Genomic DNA, 22108 nt, shown 5'->3' with positions numbered 1-22108 from the left:
TCGTCGTATTCGGCTGTCGTGAGGTGGGTGATACTGGGTTCGAACCAGTGACCCCTTCGGTGTGAACGAAGTGCGCTACCGCTGCGCCAATCACCCTCAGAGCACCAGGCGGTGCGATCCAGAACCCTAGCGCACGAAAAATTCTGAGGAAAATTCGGGACTTACGTCACGGATCGAAAGTGAATGCGTCTCGTTGTCAGGGAAACAACACGACCCAAGCAGCGAAAACGACCCGGGGGGACCGGACATGACGCACCAGCCGACCGACAAGACCACGACCGCCGCCAGCACCGTCGCGCACGACATCGCACTCGCCTGCGTCGACCCGTGGGGCCGTACCGTCGAGGTGGCCACCACGATGTCCTACTGCTCCCAGGACCCGTACGCCGTCTCGCTGGTCTTCCACTCCGCCGCCGGTGACGTCGAGTGGGTCGTGGCCCGCACCCTGCTCCTCCAGGGCCTCGCGGCTCCGTCGGGCGAGGGTGACGTCAAGGTCTACCCGAGCATCGACGAGGACGCCCGCTCCGTGGCGGTCCTGGACTTCAGCTCGCCCGACGGCCGGCTGATCGCCCAGGCCGACTCACACGAGATCCAGCTCTTCCTCGCCCGGACCTTCGCGCTCGTGCCGGTCGGCACGGAGAGCCGTCACATCGACATGGATGTGCTCATCTCCCAGCTCCTCGCCGCTGCCGAGTGACCCGATTTGGTGCGGATGTGGCGATCCGCTAATGTTCTCGACGCGCCGCCGGCCAGGGTGAAAGCCCAGCAGGCGTTGCAATGCGGACGTAGCTCAGTTGGTAGAGCACAACCTTGCCAAGGTTGGGGTCGCGAGTTCGAGTCTCGTCGTCCGCTCTGAGGTTTTCAGCCTCCACGGTGGGTTGGCCGAGAGGCGAGGCAACGGACTGCAAATCCGTGTACACGGGTTCAAATCCCGTACCCACCTCGCACCTCGGTTCACCACCACAACTCAACAATCACGGACGATTGGCGCAGCGGTAGCGCGCTTCCTTGACACGGAAGAGGTCACTGGTTCAAACCCAGTATCGTCCACCAGTGAAAAAGGCCCCTGCCCTGCGGAGACGTAGATCAGGGGTCTTCTTCGTGCCGCCGTGATGTCCTCGGGCCTGTCCGCGAGGTCCGCTACTCCCGAGGAGTACCGCTTGGGGAACTCGAGGCCTTCCTCGGTAACCTTCCCGGGTGAGCAAGGCATGGGAGCTTTTCGCCGACAACCCCGACGTCATTGCTGCCCGGGTCAACGGGCAGCTGAAGGACCTCTCCTACGAGATCGCCGAGGGTGACGAGGTCGAGCCGGTCGCGATCTCCTCGCCCGACGGGCGCGACATCCTGCGCCACTCCACCGCCCACGTGATGGCCCAGGCCGTCCAGCAGCTCTTCCCCGAGGCCAAGCTCGGGATCGGCCCGCCGGTCCAGGACGGCTTCTACTACGACTTCGACGTCGAGACCCCCTTCGTACCGGAGGACCTTGCGAAGATCGAGTCGGCGATGAAGAAGATCATCAAGGCCAACCAGAAGTTCTCCCGCCGCGTCACCACCGACGAGGACGCCCGCGTCGAACTGGCCGGTGAGCCCTACAAGCTCGAGCTGATCGGCCTCAAGGGCGGCTCCAGCACCGACGAGCTCGAAGACGCTGAGGACATCGCCGAGGGCGCCGACGTCGAGGTCGGCGCGGGAGAGCTCACCATCTACGACAACCTCGACCGCAACGGCGAGGTCGCGTGGAAGGACCTCTGCCGTGGCCCGCACCTCCCGACGACCAGGCGGATCCCCGCCTTCAAGCTGATGCGCACCGCGGCGGCGTACTGGCGCGGTGACGAGAAGAACAAGCAGCTCCAGCGCATCTACGGCACCGCGTGGGAGAGCCAGGAGGCGCTCGAGGAGCACCTCCATCGGATCGAGGAGGCGGAGCGCCGCGACCACCGCAAGCTCGGCCGCGAGCTCGACCTCTTCTCCTTCCCGGACGAGATCGGCTCCGGCCTGCCCGTCTTCCACCCCAAGGGCGGAGTGATCAAGCGGGAGATGGAGGACTACGTCCGCCGTCGCCACATCGAGGAGGGCTTCTCCTACGTCGGCACGCCGCATATCACCAAGGACGGCGTCTTCCACACCTCGGGCCACCTGCCGTACTACGCCGACACGATGTTCCCGCCGATGGAGTTCGAGGGCGCGAACTACCAGCTCAAGGCGATGAACTGCCCGATGCACAACCTGATCTACCGCTCGCGGCAGCGCTCCTACCGCGAGCTCCCGCTGCGCCTCTTCGAGTTCGGCTCGGTCTACCGCTACGAGAAGTCCGGCGTCATCCACGGCCTCACCCGTGTCCGCGGCTTCGCCCAGGACGACAGCCACTCGTACGTCACGAAGGAGCAGGCGCCCGACGAGGTCAAGCACCTGCTCAACTTCATGCTGAGCGTGCTGCGCGACTTCGGCCTCGACGACTTCTACCTTGAGCTCTCCACGCGCGATGACCGGAAGAAGGACAAGTTCGTCGGCTCCGACGACGACTGGGCCACCGCCACCGCCGTGCTGGAGCAGGTCGCGACCGAGACCGGCCTCGAGCTCGTCCCCGACCCCGGCGGCGCCGCGTTCTACGGGCCGAAGATCTCCGTCCAGGCCAAGGACGCGATCGGCCGCACATGGCAGATGGGCACCGTCCAGTACGACTTCAACCAGCCCGCCGGCTTCGGCCTGGAGTACGTCGCCCCCGACGGCACCAAGCAGCAGCCGGTGATGATCCACAGCGCCAAGTTCGGCTCGATCGAGCGCTTCCTGGGCGTCCTCGTCGAGCACTACGCCGGTGCCATGCCGCCGTGGCTCGCCCCCGTCCAGGTGCTGGGCATCCCGGTGGCCGACCAGTTCGCCGACCACCTCTACGACGTCGCGAAGCTGCTGAAAGCTCAGGGCGTCCGGGTCGAGGTCGATGAGTCCGACGACCGCTTCCAGAAGAAGATCCGCAACGCCCAGCTGCAGAAGGTCCCCTTCATGCTGATCGCCGGCGCCGAGGACGTCGAGAACGGCGCGGTCAGCTTCCGCTACCGCGACGGGCGCCAGGAGAACGGCATCCCCGTCGCCGACGCGGTCGCACGGATCCTCGACGCCATCGCCTCGCACGCCCAGGTCTGAGCGAGGCGTCACCAATTGATGTGACGCCATGTCGCGCTAACACTTGTTTCGGTGACGTACGTCGCACTAAAGTGGAGACGTCCTCGTAACTGATCAACGTCGAGAGGTGAGCGACATGACCGCAGTGCAGTCGGAGAAGAAGACCGGACACAAGATCCAAGGCCGGCAGGAGTACCTCGAGACCCTGCGGACCCTCTCCCAGGCGTCCGTCGACCAGCACTTCGACGCGTTCAAGGACATCGACTGGGAGGCTCTCTCCCTCGAGCCGCACGACGAGCGCTGGATCCTCACCGACGCCGACGAGATCGGTCATCACCCCTGGTACAAGACGCTGCCCAAGCAGCGCCAGATCGAGATCGGGATGTACCGCTGGGCGCAGGTCGCCAAGGTCGGCCTGCAGTTCGAGCAGCTGCTCATCGGTGGCGTGGTCAACCATCTGATGTGGGCGAAGAACGGCAACCCTGAGTTCCGCTACGCCACCCACGAGATCACCGAGGAGTGTCACCACACCCAGATGTTCCAGGAGTTCGTCAACCGGGTGAACCCGGACGTCTCCGGTGCCCCGACGCTGTTCAAGATGCTCGTCCCGCTGTTGGCCTCGGCCGGCGCATGGTTCCCCGAGGCCTTCTTCGTCGGCATCCTCGCCGGCGAGGAGCCGATCGACCACCTGCAGAAGGGCGCGATGCGCGCCGGCGGCAGCCACCCGATGGCGAACCGGATCATGCAGATCCACATCGCCGAGGAGGCGCGCCACATCGGCTTCGCCCACCAGTACCTCGAGCAGCACATCCCCGAGCTCGACCCGGTCCGCAAGCAGGTCCTCGCGGCGCTGTTCCCGATCATCATGGGCCTGCTCTGCGACGTCATCATGGTGCCGAGCAGGCGTGCGCGCCACGACATGGGCATCCCCGACGAGGTCGCCAAGGAGATCTGGTGGGACTCCGCCGAGTCCAGCAAGCTCCGCCGTGACATGTTCAGCGACGTGCGCATGCTTGCCGACGAGCTCGGCCTGCGTCACGCCGTCACCAAGCCGCTGTGGCGCCTCATGGGCATCGACGGCAAGCCGGCCCGCTTCCGTGGGGAGCCCGCGTCCGCGACGCACTGACCGCTCGCCGTCCCGTTCCGCCCCGGCGACCGCCGGCCTTCACTAGATTGAGTCTCCGTGCCGCACGTCGTCATCCAGTCCTGCTGTTCGGACGGTTCCTGCACCCTCGCCTGTCCCGTCAACTGCATCCACCCGGCCCCCGGTGAGCCCGGCTTCGCCGAGGCCGAGATGCTGTACGTCGACGCCGCCACCTGCGTCGACTGCGGTGCCTGCACGACCGCATGCCCCGCCGATGCGATCGTGCCGCACACCACGCTGACCGTGGAGCAGCAGCCCTTCCTGTCGCTCAACGCCGAGTACTTCGACGTCTTCCCGCACGCCGACCGCACCCCGCTCGCGCTCGTTCCGCCGCAGCGTCGCCTCGAGGCCGACGGCCCGTTCCGGGTGGCGATCGTCGGCGCCGGCCCGGCCGGTCTCTACGCCGCCGACGAGCTGCTCAAGCACCCCGAGATCACGGTCGACGTCTACGACCGGCTGCCCACGCCCTACGGCCTGGTCCGCTTCGGCGTCGCCCCTGACCACCAGCACACGAAGCAGGTGCAGAAGCTCTTCAAGAAGATCGAGCGCCAGCCCGGCTTCCGGTACTTCCTCAACGTCGAGGTCGGCTCCGCCGTCAGTCACGAGGAGCTCGCGAGCCACTACCACGCCGTCCTCTACACGGTCGGCGCCGCGGCTGACCGGCCGCTCGGCGTACCGGGGGACGACCTGCGCGGCTCGCTCTCGGCCACCGACTTCGTCGCCTGGTACAACGGCCACCCCGACAAGCAGGACCTTGCTGTCGACCTCTCCTGCGAGCGGGTCGTGGTCGTCGGCAACGGCAACGTCGCCCTCGATGTCGCCCGCGTGCTGACCGAGGACGTCGAGGTGCTCGAGACCACCGACATCGCCGCCCTGCCGCTCGACCAGCTGCGTCGCAGCACGGTGCGTGAGGTCGTCGTCCTCGGCCGTCGCGGCCCGGCCGAGGCTGCCTTCACGGTCCCCGAGCTCGTCGGCCTGCACGGGTTGGAGTCGCTCAACGTCGTCGTCGACGCCGGCGGCATCGAGATCCTGGGCACCGACACGAAGTCGACGCTGCTCCGCGATTTCCTGGACCGTCCGTTCGACCCGGCCAAGCGCACGATCGTGCTCAAGTTCCTCAGTTCGCCCGTCGAGGTGACCGGGACCGACCGTGTCACGGGCGTCGTCGTGGGCCGCAACCGTCTCGACCTCGACGCGAACGGCAACATCGTCGCGGTGCCGACGGGGGAGACGGAGACGATCGAGGCGGGCCTGCTGCTCCGCGCCGTCGGCTACAAGGGCCTTCCCGTCGCCGGCCTGCCCTACGAGGAGCGCACCGGCACCGTCCCGAACGAGAAGGGGCGTGTGACGCCCGGCGTCTACGTCTCCGGCTGGGTGAAGCGCGGCCCGAACGGCTTCATCGGGACCAACAAGACCGACTCCGAGGAGACCGTCGACACGATCCTCGACGACCTCGACGCGGGCCTGGTCCCGCAGCCGGCCGGCAATGCCGCCACCGTCGCCGCGAGCGTACGCCGACACCAGCCCGACTACGTCGACCTGGCCGGCTGGCAGGCGATCGAGCGTGAGGAGCGCCGTCGCGGCGCCGCCGAGGGCCGTGTCCGCGTGAAGATCGTCGACGTCGACGAGGCACTCCGGATCGTCCGCGACGACAAGCGTGCGCCGATCGTCGCCGCCACCCGACTGGTACGGAATCCGAGGAAATTCGTCCGGGGGGCGATGGCCGGAGGAGTCGGGGTCGCTACGATCGCCCGTGATGCCGTCACCACCGTCGGCAGCGCGGTCGCACCGACCCGGGACTGACTGACAGGACTGACCATGCCCCCCTCCGCCGACAGCCCGCGCGACGGTCGTCAGACCCGCTGGGACGGTCACAAGGAGGAGCGCCGGCGCCACATCATCGCGGCGGCGATCGACATCGCCCAGCGAAGCGAGCCGGGCACCGAGATCCACATCCAGGAGATCGCCGAGCACGCGGGCCTGTCGCGCACGGTGGTCTACCGCCACTTCGCCGACCGTGCCGACCTCGACCGTGCCGTCCAGGCCACGATCCTCGAGGGGGTCTGGGCGCTCCTGCTCCCCGAGGTGCGGGTCGAGGGCACCGTCCCGGAGATCATCGGCCGGATCATCAGCGCCTATGTCACCTGGGCCGTCGACCACCCGGCGCTGCACCGGCTCGCCGACCACGACACGTCACACGACCACGGTCCGCTCGAGGAGGGCTTGGATCGGCTCGCCGAGCAGATCACCGAACTGGTCCTCGTCGCACTGCCCGTGACCAAGCTCGAGAACCCCGACGAGTTCATCGCCCTGGTCGATCCCATGGTCTACGGGATCGTCGGAGCCGCGTTCTCCGCGGTGCGCCGATGGATCTCGCGCCCCGAGCAGGTGCTACCCGCCGAGGGCGTCGCGCACCTGGTGACCGAGTCGATCTGGTTCGTGATCCAGGGCCACGCGGCGAACTTCGGCGTCGAGCTCACCCGCGACCTTCGGATGGAGGACCTGCTCGCCTCGGCGCTGGCGACCGATAGCCTTCCCACGTGAGTGAGCACAGCGACGAGTCGCCGCTGCGACAGGACGGCATCGGGGAGCCCGACCAGCTCGAGCGGCTGTGGACGCCGTACCGGATGGCCTATATCCGCGGCGAGAACCGGCCCGACCACCACGGCGAGGAGGAGTGCCCCTTCTGCCGGATCCCGGCACTCCCGGACGAGGACGGCCTGATCGTCCACCGCGGCACGACGGCGTACGTCGTCCTCAACCTCTACCCGTACTCGCCCGGCCACCTCATGGTCTGCCCCTACCGCCACATCCCGGGGTACGTCGACACCACGGAGGAGGAGTCGACCGAGATCGCCGCGCTGACCAAGCAGGCCGTGCGCGTCATCTCCGAGGTGTCGAAGGCGCCCGGATTCAACATCGGCATGAACCAGGGCGCCGCCGGCGGCGCCGGCATCGCGGCCCACCTGCACCAGCACGTCGTCCCGCGGTGGGTCGGCGACCAGAACTTCATGCCGATCATCGGCCGCACCAAGACGCTGCCCGAGCTGCTCGGAGACACCCGCAACCTCCTCGGCGAGGCCTGGCGTGCCTGATCGGAGCGACGTCGCCCTGGCGGGAGAGCTCGTCAGGGAGGCCGGTCGCCTCGCCGCCTCCATGCGCGCGAAGGGCGTCGCGGTGAGCTCCAAGACGTCGATCTCGGACGTCGTCACCGAGGCCGACCACGCCGCCGAGGCCCTGATCGTCGATCGCCTCGCCACCGAGCGCCCGGACGACGGCGTACTCGGTGAGGAGGGTGCCGCGAGCGAGGGCACCAGCGGCCGCCGCTGGATCATCGACCCTGTCGACGGCACCTACAACTTCGTCAGCGGGCTGACCTGGTGGTGCTCGGCCCTCGCCCTCGTGGACGGTGACGAGCTCGTGCTCGGCGCGATCTACCACCCCTACGAGGACGTGCTCTACCTCGGCGGTCCCGACCTCCCGTCGACGCGCAACGGCGAGCCGATCCCGCCGATCGCGGACCGCCCGCTCTCCACGTCCTGTGTCACCACCTACCTCCACCCGCCCTGGTACGGCGGCGAGGTCGGTGTCGCCCACCAGCGGGTGGTCACCCGCGCCGCGACCCAGCGGATGCTCGGCAGTGGCTCGATGGACATGGCCGCGGTCGCCCAAGGGCAGCTGCACCTCTTCTGCCAGCACACCGTGCCGCTGTGGGACCGGCTCCCGGGCGAGGCTCTGATCCTCGGCGCCGGGGGAGTGGCGCGACAGGTCGAGGCGGCCGGGAAGCTCTGGTCCGTGATCGGCGCGCCGACGGCTGTCGCCGAAGCGCTCGCGGCCCTCGAAGACCGTTAGCCTGAGCGCACCATGTTGGACAGGTTCAAGGCGTTCTGGCAGGGCGTCGTCCTCGCCCCGATCATCAACCTCCTCATCGCGCTCAAGGTCAGCCCGGACACGGTGACACTCGTCGGCACCCTCGGTGTCGCCGGTGGTGCGCTCGGGTTCTATCCGCGCGGCGAGCTCTTCTGGGGCACGGTCGTCATCACCTGCTTCGTCTTCAGTGACCTCGTCGACGGCGCGATGGCCCGCAAGGTCGGCCGTACGCCGGGCGCGTCGACCTTCGGCTCCTTCTGGGACTCCACCCTGGACCGGATCGGTGACGGCGCGATCTTCGGTGCTCTCGTCCTCTACTACGCCGGCCCCGGTGACGACGGCCTCTACCTGGGCCTGTCGCTGTGGTGCGTCGTGATGGGCTCGGTGACGTCGTACGCCCGCGCCAAGGCCGAGAGCATCGGCCTCGACGCGCACGTCGGCATCGCCGAGCGGGCCGACCGCCTGGTCGCGATCCTCGTGATGACCGGCCTCAGCGGCCTCTTCACCGACTGGGGCTGGTCGTGGGGCCACTGGCTCATGGAGATCACGCTCTGGGCGCTCGCGATCGCCAGCACGATCACGGTCGTCCAGCGGGTCTGGGTCGTGCGCCGGCAGGCCCTCGCCCTCGACGCGTGAGGCCGCGCGGACCCGAGGGAAGTAAAGGGTCCCTACGGACCTAGACTTCGCCCTATGGCTGAAAGCACCACGGACACCGTTGTCGGCACCTCCCGCGTCAAGCGCGGCATGGCGGAGATGCTCAAGGGAGGCGTCATCATGGACGTCGTCACCCCGGAGCAGGCGAAGATCGCCGAGGACGCCGGCGCGGTCGCCGTGATGGCGCTCGAGCGCGTTCCGGCCGACATCCGTGCCCAGGGCGGCGTCTCGCGCATGTCCGACCCTGACATGATCGACGGCATCATCGAGGCCGTCTCGATCCCCGTGATGGCCAAGGCCCGCATCGGCCACTTCGCCGAGGCCCAGGTGCTGCAGTCGCTCGGCGTCGACTACATCGACGAGTCCGAGGTCCTGACCCCGGCCGACTATGAGAACCACATCGACAAGTGGACCTTCACGGCCCCCTTCGTCTGCGGTGCCACCAACCTCGGTGAGGCCCTGCGCCGTATCACCGAGGGTGCTGCGATGATCCGCTCCAAGGGCGAGGCCGGCACGGGCGACGTCTCCAACGCCGTCACCCACATGCGCACCATCCGCAAGCAGATCCGTCACCTCGCCGCGCTGAGCGAGGACGAGCTGTACGTCGCCGCCAAGGAGCTCCAGGCTCCCTACGAGCTCGTCACCGAGGTCGCCCGGGCCGGCAAGCTGCCGGTGGTCCTCTTCACCGCCGGTGGCATCGCCACGCCTGCCGACGCCGCGATGATGATGCAGCTCGGCGCCGAGGGCGTCTTCGTCGGCTCCGGCATCTTCAAGTCCGGCAATCCCGCCGAGCGTGCCGAGGCGATCGTGAAGGCGACGACCTTCTACGACGACCCCGACGTGGTCGCCAAGGTCTCCCGCGGCCTGGGTGAGGCCATGGTCGGCATCAACGTCGACGAGCCCGCTCGCTCCATCCAGTTCGCCGAACGCGGCTGGTGACGCACCGTCCCACCGTCGGCGTGCTGGCCCTGCAGGGAGACGTGCGGGAGCACCTCGCGACCCTCGACTCCCTCGGCGTCGACACCGTCGCGGTACGCCGGCCGAGCGAGCTGGCGCAGCTCGACGGAATCGTGCTGCCGGGCGGTGAGTCGACGACGATCTCCAAGCTGGCAAGGACGTTCGAGCTCCTCGACCCGCTCCGCGAGCGGATCAGGGACGGCCTGCCGGCCTTCGGGACCTGCGCGGGGATGATCCTCCTCGCCGACCGCATCCTCGACGGCACCGCCGATCAGGAGACGATCGGCGGCCTCGACCTCACCGTCCGGCGGAACGCCTTCGGGCGGCAGGTCGACTCCTTCGAGGAGGACCTCGACGTCACCGGAATCGACACCCCCGTGCACGCGGTCTTCATCCGAGCTCCCTGGGTGGAGGAGGTGGGGGAGGGCGTGGAGGTCCTCGCCCGTGCGGGCGAGCACCCCGTCGCCGTACGGCAGGGGCACCTGATGGCGACGTCGTTCCACCCCGAGGTCGGACCCGAGGCCGGACAGGGGCGGCTGCACCGGCTCTTCCTGCAGATGATCCCGACCTGATTCAGTAACACGAGCGTCACTCACTAGACTTCGTGCTCATGTCAGGTCACTCCAAGTGGGCAACCACGAAGCACAAGAAGGCCGCGATCGACGCCAAGCGCGGCAAGCTCTTCGCGAAGCTGATCAAGGTCATCGAGATCGCGGCGAAGCAGGGTGGCCCTGACCCGTCCGGCAACCCGGCCCTCTTCGACGCCATCCAGAAGGCGAAGAAGCAGTCCGTCCCCAACGACAACATCGACCGCGCGGTCAAGCGCGGTGGTGGCCTCTCCGGTGACGCCGTCGACTACACGACGATCATGTACGAGGTCTACGGCCCCGCCGGCGTCGCGCTGCTGGTCGAGTGTCTGACCGACAACAAGAACCGCGCCGCGATGGAGGTCCGCACCGCGGTCACCCGCAACGGTGGCACCATGGCCGACCCGGGCTCGGTCTCGCGCCTCTTCGGTCGCAAGGGCATCGTCGTCCTCGCGAAGGACCAGGAGGGCCGAGAGGTCGACGAGGACACCGTGCTCGAGGCGACCCTCGATGCTGGTGCCGAGGAGGTCAACGACCTCGACGAGCAGTGGCAGGTGATCTCCGACCCGAGCGATGTCGTCGCGGTCCGCACGGCGATCCAGGAGGCGGGCCTCGACTACGAGTCGGCCGACGTCGAGTTCGTCGCCTCGATGGACATCCCCGTCGCCGACGCCGAGACTGCCGCCAAGGTGATTCGTCTCGTCGACGTCATCGACGACCTGGACGACGTGCAGAACGTCTTCTCCAACGCCGACATCCCGGCGGAGGTGCTCGAAGAGCTCGAGTGATCGGGCTACTGTCCTCCTAGAACAACTGTTCGACAGGAGACAGCATGCGCGTGCTCGGGATCGATCCCGGCCTCACCCGGTGCGGCACGGGCGTCGTCGACGGCAGCGTCGGCCGGCCGCTGACGCTCATCGACGTCAGCGTCGTGCGTACGACGTCGACCCTGCCCGTCTGGGAGCGACTGGCCCAGCTCGAGCAGGGGATCGAGGCACGCCTCGACGAGTACCGACCTGACGCCGTGGCCATCGAGCGGGTCTTCGCGCGCTCGGACGTCTCGACCATCATGGGCACCGCGCAGGCGAGCGGCGTCGCGATGGTCTGTGCGGCACGCCGGGGAATCCCGGTCGCGCTCCACACGCCGAGTGAGGTCAAGGCCGCGGTCTCCGGCAACGGCCGCGCCGACAAGGCGCAGGTCGGGGCGATGGTGACACGCATCCTCCGACTCGACGCGATGCCGAAGCCCGCCGACGCGGCCGACGCGCTCGCACTGGCCATCACCCACATCTGGCGCGGAGGCGCCCAGTCCCGACTCGAGGCAGCCATCGCTGCGCAGAGGAGTTGATCGACGTGATCTCACATGTCCGCGGCACGGTCGCCGCCGTCACGCTCTCCAGTGCCGTGATCGAGGTCGGGGGAGCGCAAGGAGGAGTTGGTCTCGAGCTGCTCTGCACCCCGTCGACCCTCGCGGGCCTGCGCACCGGCACCCAGGCCGCGCTGCCCAGCGCATTGATCGTGCGTGAGGACTCGCTCACCCTCTTCGGCTTCGCCAACGAGGAGGAGAAGTCGATCTTCGAGATCGTCCAGACCGTGCAGGGCGTCGGACCGAAGCTCGCCCAGGCCATCGTCGCCGTCCTCGAGCCGGACACGCTCCGCATGGCGGTCGCCTCCGACGACGCCAAGACCCTGACCAAGGTGCCGGGCGTCGGTCTCAAGGGCGCGCAGCGGATGATCCTCGAGCTCAAGGACCGGCTCGGTGCCCCGACCGGCACCAGCGGCAGCACCTCGTCGATCGCGAGTGCGGCGCCGTGGCGGACGCAGGTCGCCGAGGCACTCACCGGCCTCGGTTACAACGCCAAGGACGCCGACCGTGCGGTCCAGGCGGTCGAGGACCCGGCCGGAGCGCCCAACGTGAGCCAGCTGCTCAAGGCGGCCCTGCAAATCCTGAGCAAGGCGTAGAGCGATGCCGTTCCATGAGGAGGAGCTGGACGAGGCCGAGGGCGACTACCTCCAGCGCCTCGTCGCCGCCGAGGCCGAGGGCGACGAGCGAGCGATCGAGGCCGCACTCCGGCCGCGCACGCTCGACGAGGTCGTCGGCCAGGCCCGGGTGCGCGAGCAGCTCGGGCTCGTCCTCGAGGCAGCCCGCCAGCGCGGCCGCACGCCCGACCATGTCCTTCTCTCCGGGCCTCCCGGTCTCGGCAAGACCACGCTGGCCATGATCATCGCCGCCGAGATGAGCAGCCCGCTGCGCCTCACCAGCGGCCCCGCCATCACGCATGCCGGCGACCTGGCCTCCATCCTCAGCGGTCTCAACGAGGGCGACATCCTCTTCGTCGACGAGATCCACCGCATGTCGCGGCCCGCCGAGGAGATGCTCTACATGGCGATGGAGGACTTCCGGGTCGACGTCGTCATCGGCAAGGGCCCGGGCGCCACCAGCATCCCGCTCGAGATCCCGCCCTTCACCCTGGTGGGCGCCACCACTCGCGCCGGCCTTCTGCCCGGTCCTCTCCGCGACCGGTTCGGCTTCACCGGCCACCTCGAGTTCTACGAGCCCGCCGAGCTGGAGCTGATCGTCCGACGCAGCGCCGGCCTGCTCGACGTGCACTTCACCGACGAGGGCGCCGCCCAGATCGCCTCGCGCTCACGTGGCACACCGCGCATCGCCAACCGCCTGCTCCGTCGCGTGCGCGACTTCGCCCAGGTCCGCGCCGACGGCGTCGTCACCCTCGACGTGGCCGAGGCCGCGTTGGAGCTCTACGAGGTCGACCCGTTGGGCCTGGACCGCCTCGACCGAGCCGTGCTCGACGTACTCTGCCGGCGCTTCGGCGGAGGCCCCGTCGGCGTCTCGACGCTGGCCGTCGCGGTCGGTGAGGAGCGCGAGACGGTGGAGGAGGTGGCGGAGCCGTTCCTGGTCCGCAACGGCTTCCTCGCCCGTACGCCGCGGGGCCGGGTCGCCACTCCGGCCGCGTGGTCCCACCTGGGCCTGACCGCCCCTGCGGTCACGCAGGAGACGCTGTTCGGTGAATAGTCGGTGATCGAGCCCGGAATGGCCGGATCACACCGCGACCGTGGCTAGACTGGCGCGTCGGCCCCTCCGGGGGCCTGCTTCCTGATGTCTGCCTGAAAGTTCTCCCATGTCTCAGATCGGCGAGTTCCTGCCGTTCATCGTGATCCTGCTGGTCTTCTGGCTCCTGATCATCCGGCCCCAGCGCAGGCGACAGGCCGAGGCCCGGGCACTGCAGGAGGCCGCCGGGCCCGGCGCCCACGTGGTGCTGACCTCGGGCATCTTCGGCACCATCGTCGAGCGCACGGACGACTTCGTCGTCGTCCAGATCGCCGACGGCGTCCACATCAAGGTGGCCAAGGCCGCGATCGGCCACATCCTGCCGGCCGAGACCGCCCGTGACGATGCCTCCGAGATCCCCGAGGCCGGTGCGACGCACGACGGCGTCGACCTCGACAAGGAGAACTGACCCGCATGGCACGCAAGACCTCCAAGCCGGGCCGGACCCTCACGGTCTTCTTCCTGGCCCTCGCCGTCGCCTACGGCCTCGTGGTCATCGGCAACACCTGGAAGCCCGAGCTCGGTCTCGACCTCCAGGGCGGCACCCGGATCACGCTGATCGCCGACGGCAACCCGTCGACGGACAACCTCAAGGAGGCGCGCGGCATCATCGACCAGCGCGTCAACGGCTCGGGTGTCTCCGAGGCCGAGGTGACCACGCAGGGCAACCGCTTCATCACCGTCGAGATCCCCGGGAAGAACCGCCAGGACCTGGTCGACACCGTCAAGCGCCAGGCGCAGCTCCGCTTCCGTCTGGTCGCGTGTGACTCCTCCACGTCGACCACCTGCGGTACGGCCGCGGCGTCGACGGACACCACCGGCGGCATCACCTCCGGCACCGGCGCCCAGCGCGCCCCGCTCGGGTTCGGTGTGAAGAAGGGCGCGAAGACCGCGACCGCCACCCCGACGCCCACGCCGTCCGCCACGGCCAGCGCGCCGGCGGCGACGACCACGGGCTCGCCCTCCGCCACCGCCTCCTCGTCGGCCCCCGCGTCGAAGGATGATGCGACGTTCGACGCGGCCGTCTCGTTCATGAACACCCCGCCGGACGACTGGGCGACGAAGTTCACCTCCTTCACCTGCCCCGACACGACGGCCGAGGTCAAGGACGACCCCACCCAGCCGCTGCTCACCTGCGACCCCGACGGCCAGGTGAAGTACCTGCTGAGCCCGGCGATCATCGAGGGCACCGACCTGACCGACGCGAGCTTCGGCATCCCGCAGCAGCAGGTCAACTACGTCGTCACGCTCGACTTCAACGGCCACGGCCGCAAGATCTTCGCCGACGCGACCGGCACCATCGCCAACACCGGCCAGCAGTTCGCCATCGTCCTCGACGGCCAGGTGATCTCCGCGCCGACGGCGTCGTCCCGGATCAGCAGCGGCGCCCAGATCGAGGGCAACTTCACCCAGGCCGAGGCCCAGAGCCTGTCGACCAGCCTCAAGTACGGCGCCCTCCCGATCGCCTTCAAGAAGGACGTCACGGTCGAGGTCGTCGGGCCGACCCTCGCCGGCAACCAGCTCCAGGCGGGCTTCATCGCCGGCGGCATCGGCCTCCTCCTCGTGGCGCTGTGGTGCCTCGGTTACTACCGCGGCCTCGGCCTGGTCGTGCTCTCCTCGCTCGTCGTGGCTGCGGCCTGGACCTACGCCCTGGTGCTCCTGCTGAGCAAGACGGCCGGCTTCACGCTGACCCTCCCGGGCATCGCGGGCCTGATCATCGCGGTCGGCATCACGGCCGACTCGTTCATCATCTTCTTCGAGCGCATCCGTGACGAGATGCGTGACGGGAAGTCGATGCGCGTCGCGGTCGAGTCCGGCTGGGTCCGTGCTCGCCAGACCCGAATGGCTGCCAACGTCGTGCAGCTGCTCAGTGCCGCGGTGCTCTACATCTTCGCCACCGGCGTCGTGAAGGGCTTCGGTTTCGCGCTCGGCCTCTCCACGCTGCTCGACCTCGCGGTGCTCTTCTGGTTCACCAAGCCGATGGTCACGTGGCTGGCCCGGTTCAAGTTCTTCAACGGCGGCGGTGCGTGGTCCGGCTTGAGCGTGCACGCGCTCGGTGTGGATCCGCGTGAGGCCCGCAGGGCCCGCGTCGCCCGCACCAGCAACGTCGGAGGCAAGGCCTGATGTTCAACTTCGCAAAGCTCGGGCACGACCTCTACACCGGTGAGAAGTCGTTCGACTTCATCGGTCGTCGGCCTCTCTGGTACACGATCTCCGGCGGCATCGTCCTGGCCGCCCTCCTCATCGTCCTCTTCCGCGGATTCTCCTTCGGTGTGGAGTTCACCGGCGGCACGGAGATCCAGGTCAGCGGCCTGAGCTCCTCCCAGGCCACCCAGAAGACCGTCGACGAGCTCCGGACCAAGATCGCCGACGCCGGTATCCCCGGTGCCGAGGAGCCGACGGTCTCCACCTCCGGCAACGACGGCATCACCGTCCAGGTCGAGGAGCTCTCCCAGGCCAACGACGCCAAGATCATCGACGTGATCACCTCGGTCGTCCACGTCGATGACGAGACCAAGCAGATCTCGCCGACGGAGATCGGCGGCAGCTGGGGCAAGGAGGTCGCCCAGCGGGCGATCACCGGCGTGATCCTCTTCGTGCTGCTCGCGATGCTCTTCATCGGCGCCTACTTCCGCGAGTGGAAGATGTCGGTCGCCGCCTTCGTCGCACTCTTCCACGACGTCGTCATCACGATGGGCGTCTACTCGCTCTCCGGCTTCCGCGTGACGCCTGCGGCTGTCACCGGTCTGCTCGCGATCCTCGGCTTCTCGCTCTACGACACCGTCGTCGTCTTCGACAAGATCCGCGAGAACACCAAGAACCTCCGGGGCAGCAGGCTCGGGTACGCCGGCGAGGCCAACCTCGCCGTCAACCAGACGCTCGTCCGGTCGATCAACACGTCCATCGTCGCGCTGATCCCGATCGGGTCGATCCTCTTCACCAGCGCGATCCTGCTCGGCTCCAGCTCGCTGAAGGACCTGGCGCTGTCGCAGTTCGTCGGCATGGCCGCCGGCGTCTTCTCGTCGGTGTGGGTGGCGCCGCGCATCCTCGTGCACCTCAAGTCCACCGAGGACGAGGTCAAGCTGCAGGAGCGCCGCGCCAAGGCCCGCGCCCGCGCCGCCGCCGACAAGTACGCCGCCGTCCCGACCTTCCGCGAGGGCATGCCGGTCTCCGAGTCGGCCCCCGAGCTGGAGGACCTCGAGTTCGAGCTCGAGACCGGCGACGCGGTCATCCGCAAGCCGGCCCGCGGCCCGATCAGGGACAGCGGTGCGGCCGGCCGTTCGCAGCCGACCCGCAAGCCGCGGTCGCAGCGCGGGAAGAAGTAGCACGGATGACGCAGGACGAGCTGGATCTGTCGGCGTACATCCTCGACGTCCCGGACTATCCCGAGCCGGGCGTGATGTTCAAGGACATCTCCCCGCTGCTGGCCGACCACGGGGCGTTCGCCTCCACGGTGACGCGGCTCAGTCTCGCCGGCTGTGACGACGCCGGCGAGCCCGTCGTCGACCTCGTCCTCGGCACCGAGGCGCGAGGCTTCATCCTCGCTGCGCCAGTCGCACTCGAGCTCGGCGTCGGTTTCGTGCCGGTCCGCAAGGCCGGCAAGCTTCCGCGTGAGGTCGTGGGTGAGTCCTATGCGCTGGAGTACGGCGAGGCCACCCTCGAGATTCACAGCGACGCGGTGAAGCCCGGCGACCGGGTGCTCCTCATCGATGACGTCCTCGCCACCGGGGGCACGCTCGATGCCACCCGCAAGCTCGTCGAGCGCTGTGGCGGCGTCATCGTCGGTGTTGCGGTGCTGATGGAGCTCAGCTTCCTGCCCGGGCGTCAGACCCTGGGCGACCTCCGGGTCACCGCACTTGTCACCGTCTGACCCGACGGTCACGTCTCGTAGATAGACTCGGAGGATGACCGAGGATCGCACCGTCGCGCCCGCTCGCGAGAGCGCTGTCCAGGTCAGCAAGGCCCCGTCACGGGAGGCGGCCGTGCCCTCGACGGGCGCCACCTCCGGGCGCAGCATGCGCGCCCGCCTGGCCCGGATGGGCACCAAGAGCGGTGCAGGCAATCCTGTCCTCGAGCCGCTCTTCCGTGCCGTCCGCGCCAACCACCCCAAGGCCGATCTGGCGTTGCTCGAGCGGGCCTACGTCACCGCCGAGAAGCACCACCGCGGGCAGATGCGCAAGAGCGGTGACCCCTACATCACGCATCCGCTCGCCGTGACGACGATCCTCGCCGAGCTCGGCATGACCGAGCCCACGCTCGTCGCCGCGCTGCTCCACGACACCGTCGAGGACACGCCGTACACCCTCGAGCAGCTGAGCAAGGACTTCGGCGCCGAGGTCGCCCAGCTCGTCGACGGCGTCACCAAGCTCGACAAGGTGCAGTACGGCGACTCCGCGCAGTCGGAGACCATCCGCAAGATGGTCGTGGCGATGTCCAAGGACATCCGGGTGCTCGTCATCAAGCTCGCCGACCGGCTGCACAACATGCGCACGCTGCGCTACGTGCCACTGAAGTCGCAGGAGCGCAGCGCCAACGAGACGCTCGACATCTACGCGCCGCTGGCACACCGGCTCGGCATGAACACGATCAAGTGGGAGCTCGAGGACCTCTCCTTCGCGACGCTGCACCCGAAGATCTATGACGAGATCGTCCGCCTCGTCGCCGAGCGGGCGCCCTCGCGTGACCAGTTCCTCGCGCAGGTGATCAGCCAGGTCGAGAACGACCTCAAGGAGTCCAAGATCAAGGCCACCGTCACCGGCCGGCCGAAGCACTACTACTCGATCTACCAGAAGATGATCGTCGGGGGTAAGGAGTTCTCCGACATCTACGACCTGGTCGGCATCCGCATCCTCGTCGACGACGACCGTGACTGCTACAGCGTCCTCGGCGTCCTGCACTCGCGCTGGAACCCGGTCCTCGGCCGGTTCAAGGACTACGTCGCGATGCCGAAGTTCAACCTCTACCAGTCGCTGCACACGACGGTCATCGGTCCGCAGGGCAAGCCCGTCGAGATGCAGATCCGGACCTTCGCGATGCACCGGCGCGCCGAGTACGGTGTCGCCGCCCACTGGAAGTACAAGGAGGCCGGCCGCGCGGGTGTGGACACCGACCGGCCCCTCAACCCCACCGGCGGCCCCGACATGAGCTGGGTCAAGACGCTCGTCGACTGGCAGTCCGAGGTCGAGGATCCGGGGGAGTTCCTGGAGTCGCTGCGCTTCGAGATGAACCGCACCGAGGTCTACGTCTTCACCCCGAAGGGCGACGTGATCGCGCTGCCCGCCGACGCGACTCCTGTCGACTTCGCGTACGCCGTCCACACCGAGGTCGGCCACCACACCATCGGCGCCCGCGTCAACGGTCGCCTCGTTCCGCTCGAGTCGACCCTGCAGAACGGTGACACCGTCGAGGTCTTCACCTCGAAGTCGCCGACTGCCGGGCCGTCGCAGGACTGGCTGGGCTTCGTGAAGTCCAACCGTGCGCGCTCGAAGATCCGTGCCTGGTTCACCCGTGAGCGCCGGGACGAGGCGATCGAGAAGGGCCAAGAGCAGATCGCCAAGCTCATGCGCAAGGAGGGCCTTCCCCTCAAGCGCCTGATGTCGCATGAGTCGCTGACCTTGGCCGCGCGGCACTTCAACATCCACGACGTCGAGGCGCTCTATGCCGCCGTCGGTGAGGGCAACCTGTCCCCCCAGGCGGTCGTACGTCGTGTGGTCGACGAGCACGGCGGGAGCGAGGCCGCCCAGGAGGACCTGGCCGAGGCCGTCACCATCAACCGCCGCTCGTCACGGTCGCAGAACACGAGCGCGACCGATGTCGGCGTACTCGTCAAGGGTCAGCCGGACGTGTGGACCAAGCTCGCCAAGTGCTGCACGCCGGTGCCGGGCGACCCGATCATCGGCTTCGTGACCAAGGTCGGCGGCGTCTCGGTCCACCGCGACAACTGCACCAACGCCGCCTCGCTGAAGGCCAACCCCGAGCGGATGATCGACGTCGAGTGGGGCGCCTCGGCCAACGCCGTCTTCCTGGTCAACATCCAGGTCGAGGCGCTCGACCGCGCCCGCCTCCTCTCCGACATCACCATGGCGCTCTCCGACAGCCACGTGAACATCCTCAGCGCCAACCTTTCGACCGGACGCGACCGCGTCGCCAAGAGCCGCTTCACCTTCGAGATGGCCGACGCCAAGCACCTCGACACGGTCCTCAAGTCGGTCCGATCCGTCCCGGGTGTCTTCGACGCCTACCGCGTCACCAGCTAGCCGACCTCCGGGTTCTCGCCCCGCCACCTCCGGGTTCTAGCCCCGCCACCTCCGGCTTCCGTCACCAGCGTCGGGAGGTGTACGTCGGGCGAAGCGCGGTCCTCAGCTCGCCGAGCCACCGGTCGAGCTCGCGACCGGTGAAGTCGCCCTTGCGGACCACGATGACAGTCCAGCCATGAGCGGTGAGCCACGCCCGACGCTCCGCGTCGTGTACCCGCTGCTCCGGCGTCGAGTGATCCGCCTCCCCGTCGTACTCGACAGCCACGCGCTGGCGCGGATAGGCGAGGTCGAGCCGGTACGTCGGCACTCCGTCGATCTCGATCCAGAACTGCAGAATCGGCGCCATCACCCCTGCGTCGAGGATCGCCAGGAGGGTCCATGCCTCACGGTGTGACTCCACCGCTCCAGTGACGTGACCAAGGAGCCCGCGCAACTGGATGACGCCGCGACGCCCTCGGAACCTCGCAACCTCTCTCACAAGGTGCGACGGTTGGACGCCCTGCTCCCTCGCGAACGCACAGAGTGCTGCGTACGCCTCTCGGCGCCTCAGGTGGCAGCCAAGGTCGAGGGCGGTTCGCAACGGCGTCGTCACGCGCACATTGCCAAGCCTCATGATGTCGCGGTCGGCGAGATCACGACGGCCGCCCTTGGTCCCGGATCGCTGGGTGGCGTGTCGCGCCGGCAGGGTGCAGATCTCCAGTGGAGGCGTTGCGCCCTCCCCATAGGCGAAGGTGTCGATCCCGTGGAGCCAGGCCGCGGACCGGTCGACGACCACATGGTTCTCGTCGACGACCCGGGCCAGCGCCCGGGCACGGAGTTCGAGTGTGTCGTCCAGTGTTGCGTCGACGTACACACCGCGGAGGACCCGACGGACAGAGCCGGCCTCGTGGAGCGCACGGAGCCGCTTGGGTGAGAGACCCAGGGTGGTCAGCTCGGCGACGGTGAAGGGTTCAGGTCCGAGAGTGATCGTGGTCATGGCGGTGACCATCGTCGGGACTGATGCTGCGGCTCATTTGCCGCTCTCCGGGCTGTGGATCAGCGTGCCGGCGACTGAGGTCCGGGACGGGCGCCGGCCCGCATTGGGGCTGGAGTGATGGTGCGTCGTGGCGACTTCCCGGATTTCGCGGGGCAACAACCCGGATTTCGCGGGGCAACAACCCGGATCTCGCGGGGCGATGAGCCGGATCTCGGTCAGGAGAAGTCGGCGGCGGCGCGACGGGCCATGTCGAGGAACGCCTTGCGTCCCTCGAGGTTCTCCTGGAGCGACTTCACCTTCTTGGCGTCGCCGGCCGTCTCGGCCTTGGCGATGTCGCCCTCGATCTTGGCGATCGCGTCCTCGAGCTTGGTGATCATGTCGTCGGCACGGGCCGACTTCTCGGGGTCGGTCTTGCGCCACTGCTCGTCCTCGACGCCCTTGATCGCCTGCTCGACCTTCCGCATCCGACCCTCGAGGTCCTTGATCCGGTCGCGCGGCACCTTGCCGGCGGCGTCCCAGCGGTCGGCCAGGTCGCGGAAGGCGGCCTTGGCGGCATTGAGGTCGGTGACGGGCAGGAGCGCCTCGGCCTCGACCAGGATCGCCTCCTTGACCTCCGCATTGGCGGCGAACTCCGCATCGATCTGCGCATTGGCCGCGTCGCGGTTGCCGAAGAAGGTGTCCTGGGCACCCCGGAAGCGCTTCCAGAGCGCGTCGTCGATCTCCTTGGGCGCCGGCCCGGCCGCCTTCCAGCGCGACATCAGGTCGCGGTAGCGGCCTGCGGTCAGGCCCCACTCCTCCGACGTCGAGAGTGCCTCCGCCTCGACGACGAGCTGCTCCTTGATCGCCTGGGCGCCGGCGCGCTTCTCGTTGAGCTCGGCGAAGTGCGACTTCCGGCGACGCGTGTAGGCGGTGCGGGCGCTGGAGAAGCGCTTCCACAGCTCCTCGTCGCCGGCTCGGTCGAGCCGGGGGAGGACCTTCCACGACTCCAGGAGTTCGCGGAGGCGGTTGGCGCCGTTCCTCCAGTCGTTGCCGGTGGCCAGCTTCTCGGCCTCGGCGACGATCTGCTCCTTGGCGGCGCGGGTCTCCTGCGCCTTCGCGGCACGCTCGGCCTTGCGGGCCTCGCGCTGCGCGGCGACGACGGGAAGGAGTGCGTCCAGCTTCGCCGTGAGTGCGGCGAGGTCTCCGACCACGGCGGCGTCGGCCACCTTGGCCTTGACGGTCCTGACCGACTCAGCAGCCTCGTCGGCGGTGACCTTGCCGGCGTTCACACGCGTGACCAGCTGGTCGACCTCGAAGGCGAGCTGGTCGTAGCGGTCGGTGTAGAACGCCAGGGCCTCCTCGACGGTACCGTCGAGGAACTGCCCGACAAGACGCTCGCCGTCGCCCACGCGCACATAGACATTGCGCTCGTCGTCGACGCGGCCCCATTCGTTGCTGGTCACGGCCGACATACTACGCAGACTCGATGAGGCT

Annotated in this window: 21 protein-coding genes and 4 tRNA genes; 22 read left to right on the top strand and 3 right to left on the bottom strand. The window is 68.5% G+C overall.

Going from position 1 to position 22108, the window contains the following annotated elements; genetic code table 11:
* Positions 1 to 24: 24 nt before the first annotated feature.
* Positions 25 to 96: transfer RNA gene (locus tag LH076_RS08860), tRNA-Val, on the bottom strand.
* Positions 97 to 247: 151 nt separating this feature from the next.
* Here LH076_RS08860 and LH076_RS08855 point away from each other — a divergent pair.
* The 22 genes from LH076_RS08855 (at position 248) to LH076_RS08750 (ending at position 19659) form a co-directional block, all read left to right on the top strand.
* Positions 248 to 697: an SsgA family sporulation/cell division regulator gene (locus tag LH076_RS08855; protein ID WP_227780325.1), complete on the top strand. Its 450-nt coding sequence runs from the start codon at positions 248 to 250 to the stop codon at positions 695 to 697.
* 82 nt (positions 698 to 779) lie between these two features.
* A tRNA-Gly gene (locus LH076_RS08850) sits at positions 780 to 852 on the top strand.
* Between the two features lie 20 nt (positions 853 to 872).
* A tRNA-Cys gene (locus LH076_RS08845) sits at positions 873 to 943 on the top strand.
* A gap of 35 nt (positions 944 to 978) precedes the next feature.
* Positions 979 to 1053, top strand: a tRNA-Val gene (locus LH076_RS08840).
* A 144-nt stretch (positions 1054 to 1197) separates the two neighbouring features.
* Positions 1198 to 3141: a threonine--tRNA ligase gene (thrS, locus tag LH076_RS08835; RefSeq protein WP_227780324.1), complete on the top strand. Its 1944-nt coding sequence runs from the start codon at positions 1198 to 1200 to the stop codon at positions 3139 to 3141.
* A gap of 115 nt (positions 3142 to 3256) precedes the next feature.
* The gene (locus LH076_RS08830; protein WP_227780323.1) at positions 3257 to 4246 is read left to right on the top strand and encodes an AurF N-oxygenase family protein; all 990 of its coding nucleotides are present in this window, start codon (positions 3257 to 3259) and stop codon (positions 4244 to 4246) included.
* A 57-nt stretch (positions 4247 to 4303) separates the two neighbouring features.
* Positions 4304 to 6067: an FAD-dependent oxidoreductase gene (locus tag LH076_RS08825; protein ID WP_227780322.1), complete on the top strand. Its 1764-nt coding sequence runs from the start codon at positions 4304 to 4306 to the stop codon at positions 6065 to 6067.
* A gap of 15 nt (positions 6068 to 6082) precedes the next feature.
* The gene (locus tag LH076_RS08820; protein ID WP_227780321.1) at positions 6083 to 6808 is read left to right on the top strand and encodes a TetR/AcrR family transcriptional regulator; all 726 of its coding nucleotides are present in this window, start codon (positions 6083 to 6085) and stop codon (positions 6806 to 6808) included.
* Positions 6805 to 7359: an HIT family protein gene (locus LH076_RS08815; RefSeq protein ID WP_227780320.1), complete on the top strand. Its 555-nt coding sequence runs from the start codon at positions 6805 to 6807 to the stop codon at positions 7357 to 7359. The genes LH076_RS08820 and LH076_RS08815 overlap by 4 nt, the downstream gene beginning before the upstream one ends.
* Positions 7352 to 8116 carry an inositol monophosphatase family protein gene (locus LH076_RS08810; protein ID WP_227780319.1) on the top strand — a complete coding sequence of 255 codons (765 nt, stop codon included), beginning with the start codon at positions 7352 to 7354 and terminating at the stop codon, positions 8114 to 8116. The genes LH076_RS08815 and LH076_RS08810 overlap by 8 nt, the downstream gene beginning before the upstream one ends.
* Before the next feature lie 12 nt (positions 8117 to 8128).
* Entirely contained in the window at positions 8129 to 8770 is a 642-nt protein-coding gene (gene pgsA / locus LH076_RS08805; RefSeq protein ID WP_227780318.1) for a phosphatidylinositol phosphate synthase, read from the top strand.
* Between the two features lie 54 nt (positions 8771 to 8824).
* Positions 8825 to 9727, top strand: coding sequence for a pyridoxal 5'-phosphate synthase lyase subunit PdxS (pdxS, locus tag LH076_RS08800; RefSeq protein WP_227780317.1), 903 nt, complete (start codon positions 8825 to 8827; stop codon positions 9725 to 9727).
* Complete coding sequence (gene pdxT, locus LH076_RS08795; RefSeq protein WP_227780316.1) at positions 9724 to 10317, top strand: pyridoxal 5'-phosphate synthase glutaminase subunit PdxT; 594 nt, start codon at positions 9724 to 9726, stop codon at positions 10315 to 10317. Before pdxS ends, pdxT begins: the two co-directional genes overlap by 4 nt.
* A 38-nt stretch (positions 10318 to 10355) precedes the next feature.
* A complete protein-coding gene (locus tag LH076_RS08790; RefSeq protein ID WP_227780315.1) occupies positions 10356 to 11120 on the top strand; it encodes a YebC/PmpR family DNA-binding transcriptional regulator in 765 nt (254 codons plus the stop codon).
* A gap of 44 nt (positions 11121 to 11164) precedes the next feature.
* Positions 11165 to 11680: a crossover junction endodeoxyribonuclease RuvC gene (gene ruvC / locus LH076_RS08785; RefSeq protein ID WP_227780314.1), complete on the top strand. Its 516-nt coding sequence runs from the start codon at positions 11165 to 11167 to the stop codon at positions 11678 to 11680.
* Positions 11681 to 11685: 5 nt separating this feature from the next.
* Positions 11686 to 12294 carry a Holliday junction branch migration protein RuvA gene (gene ruvA / locus LH076_RS08780; protein WP_227780313.1) on the top strand — a complete coding sequence of 203 codons (609 nt, stop codon included), beginning with the start codon at positions 11686 to 11688 and terminating at the stop codon, positions 12292 to 12294.
* 4 nt (positions 12295 to 12298) lie between these two features.
* Entirely contained in the window at positions 12299 to 13366 is a 1068-nt protein-coding gene (ruvB, locus tag LH076_RS08775; protein ID WP_227780312.1) for a Holliday junction branch migration DNA helicase RuvB, read from the top strand.
* Between the two features lie 106 nt (positions 13367 to 13472).
* On the top strand, positions 13473 to 13811 hold the full coding sequence (yajC, locus tag LH076_RS08770) for a preprotein translocase subunit YajC (protein ID WP_227780311.1): 339 nt from the start codon (positions 13473 to 13475) through the stop codon (positions 13809 to 13811).
* 5 nt (positions 13812 to 13816) lie between these two features.
* Positions 13817 to 15526: a protein translocase subunit SecD gene (gene secD / locus LH076_RS08765; protein WP_227780310.1), complete on the top strand. Its 1710-nt coding sequence runs from the start codon at positions 13817 to 13819 to the stop codon at positions 15524 to 15526.
* Positions 15526 to 16728 carry a protein translocase subunit SecF gene (gene secF / locus LH076_RS08760; RefSeq protein ID WP_227780309.1) on the top strand — a complete coding sequence of 401 codons (1203 nt, stop codon included), beginning with the start codon at positions 15526 to 15528 and terminating at the stop codon, positions 16726 to 16728. Before secD ends, secF begins: the two co-directional genes overlap by 1 nt.
* A gap of 5 nt (positions 16729 to 16733) precedes the next feature.
* Positions 16734 to 17273, top strand: coding sequence for an adenine phosphoribosyltransferase (locus LH076_RS08755; protein ID WP_321573693.1), 540 nt, complete (start codon positions 16734 to 16736; stop codon positions 17271 to 17273).
* Positions 17274 to 17307: 34 nt separating this feature from the next.
* Positions 17308 to 19659 (top strand): RelA/SpoT family protein, encoded by a 2352-nt coding sequence (locus tag LH076_RS08750; protein ID WP_415753124.1) that lies wholly within the window; start codon positions 17308 to 17310, stop codon positions 19657 to 19659.
* Positions 19660 to 19720: 61 nt separating this feature from the next.
* Here LH076_RS08750 and LH076_RS08745 read toward each other — a convergent pair whose 3' ends face one another.
* Positions 19721 to 20635, bottom strand: coding sequence for a type IV toxin-antitoxin system AbiEi family antitoxin domain-containing protein (locus tag LH076_RS08745; protein WP_227780308.1), 915 nt, complete (start codon positions 20633 to 20635; stop codon positions 19721 to 19723).
* 215 nt (positions 20636 to 20850) lie between these two features.
* A complete protein-coding gene (locus LH076_RS08740) occupies positions 20851 to 22086 on the bottom strand; it encodes a DUF349 domain-containing protein (protein ID WP_321573692.1) in 1236 nt (411 codons plus the stop codon).
* Positions 22087 to 22108 lie beyond the last annotated feature (22 nt).

Origin of the sequence: Nocardioides sp. Kera G14 (assembly GCF_020715565.1) — a bacterium.
Classification (GTDB): Bacteria; Actinomycetota; Actinomycetes; order Propionibacteriales; family Nocardioidaceae; genus Nocardioides.
Note: the sequence above shows the minus strand (reverse complement) of the source record. Positions and strands in the feature narration are given on the sequence as shown.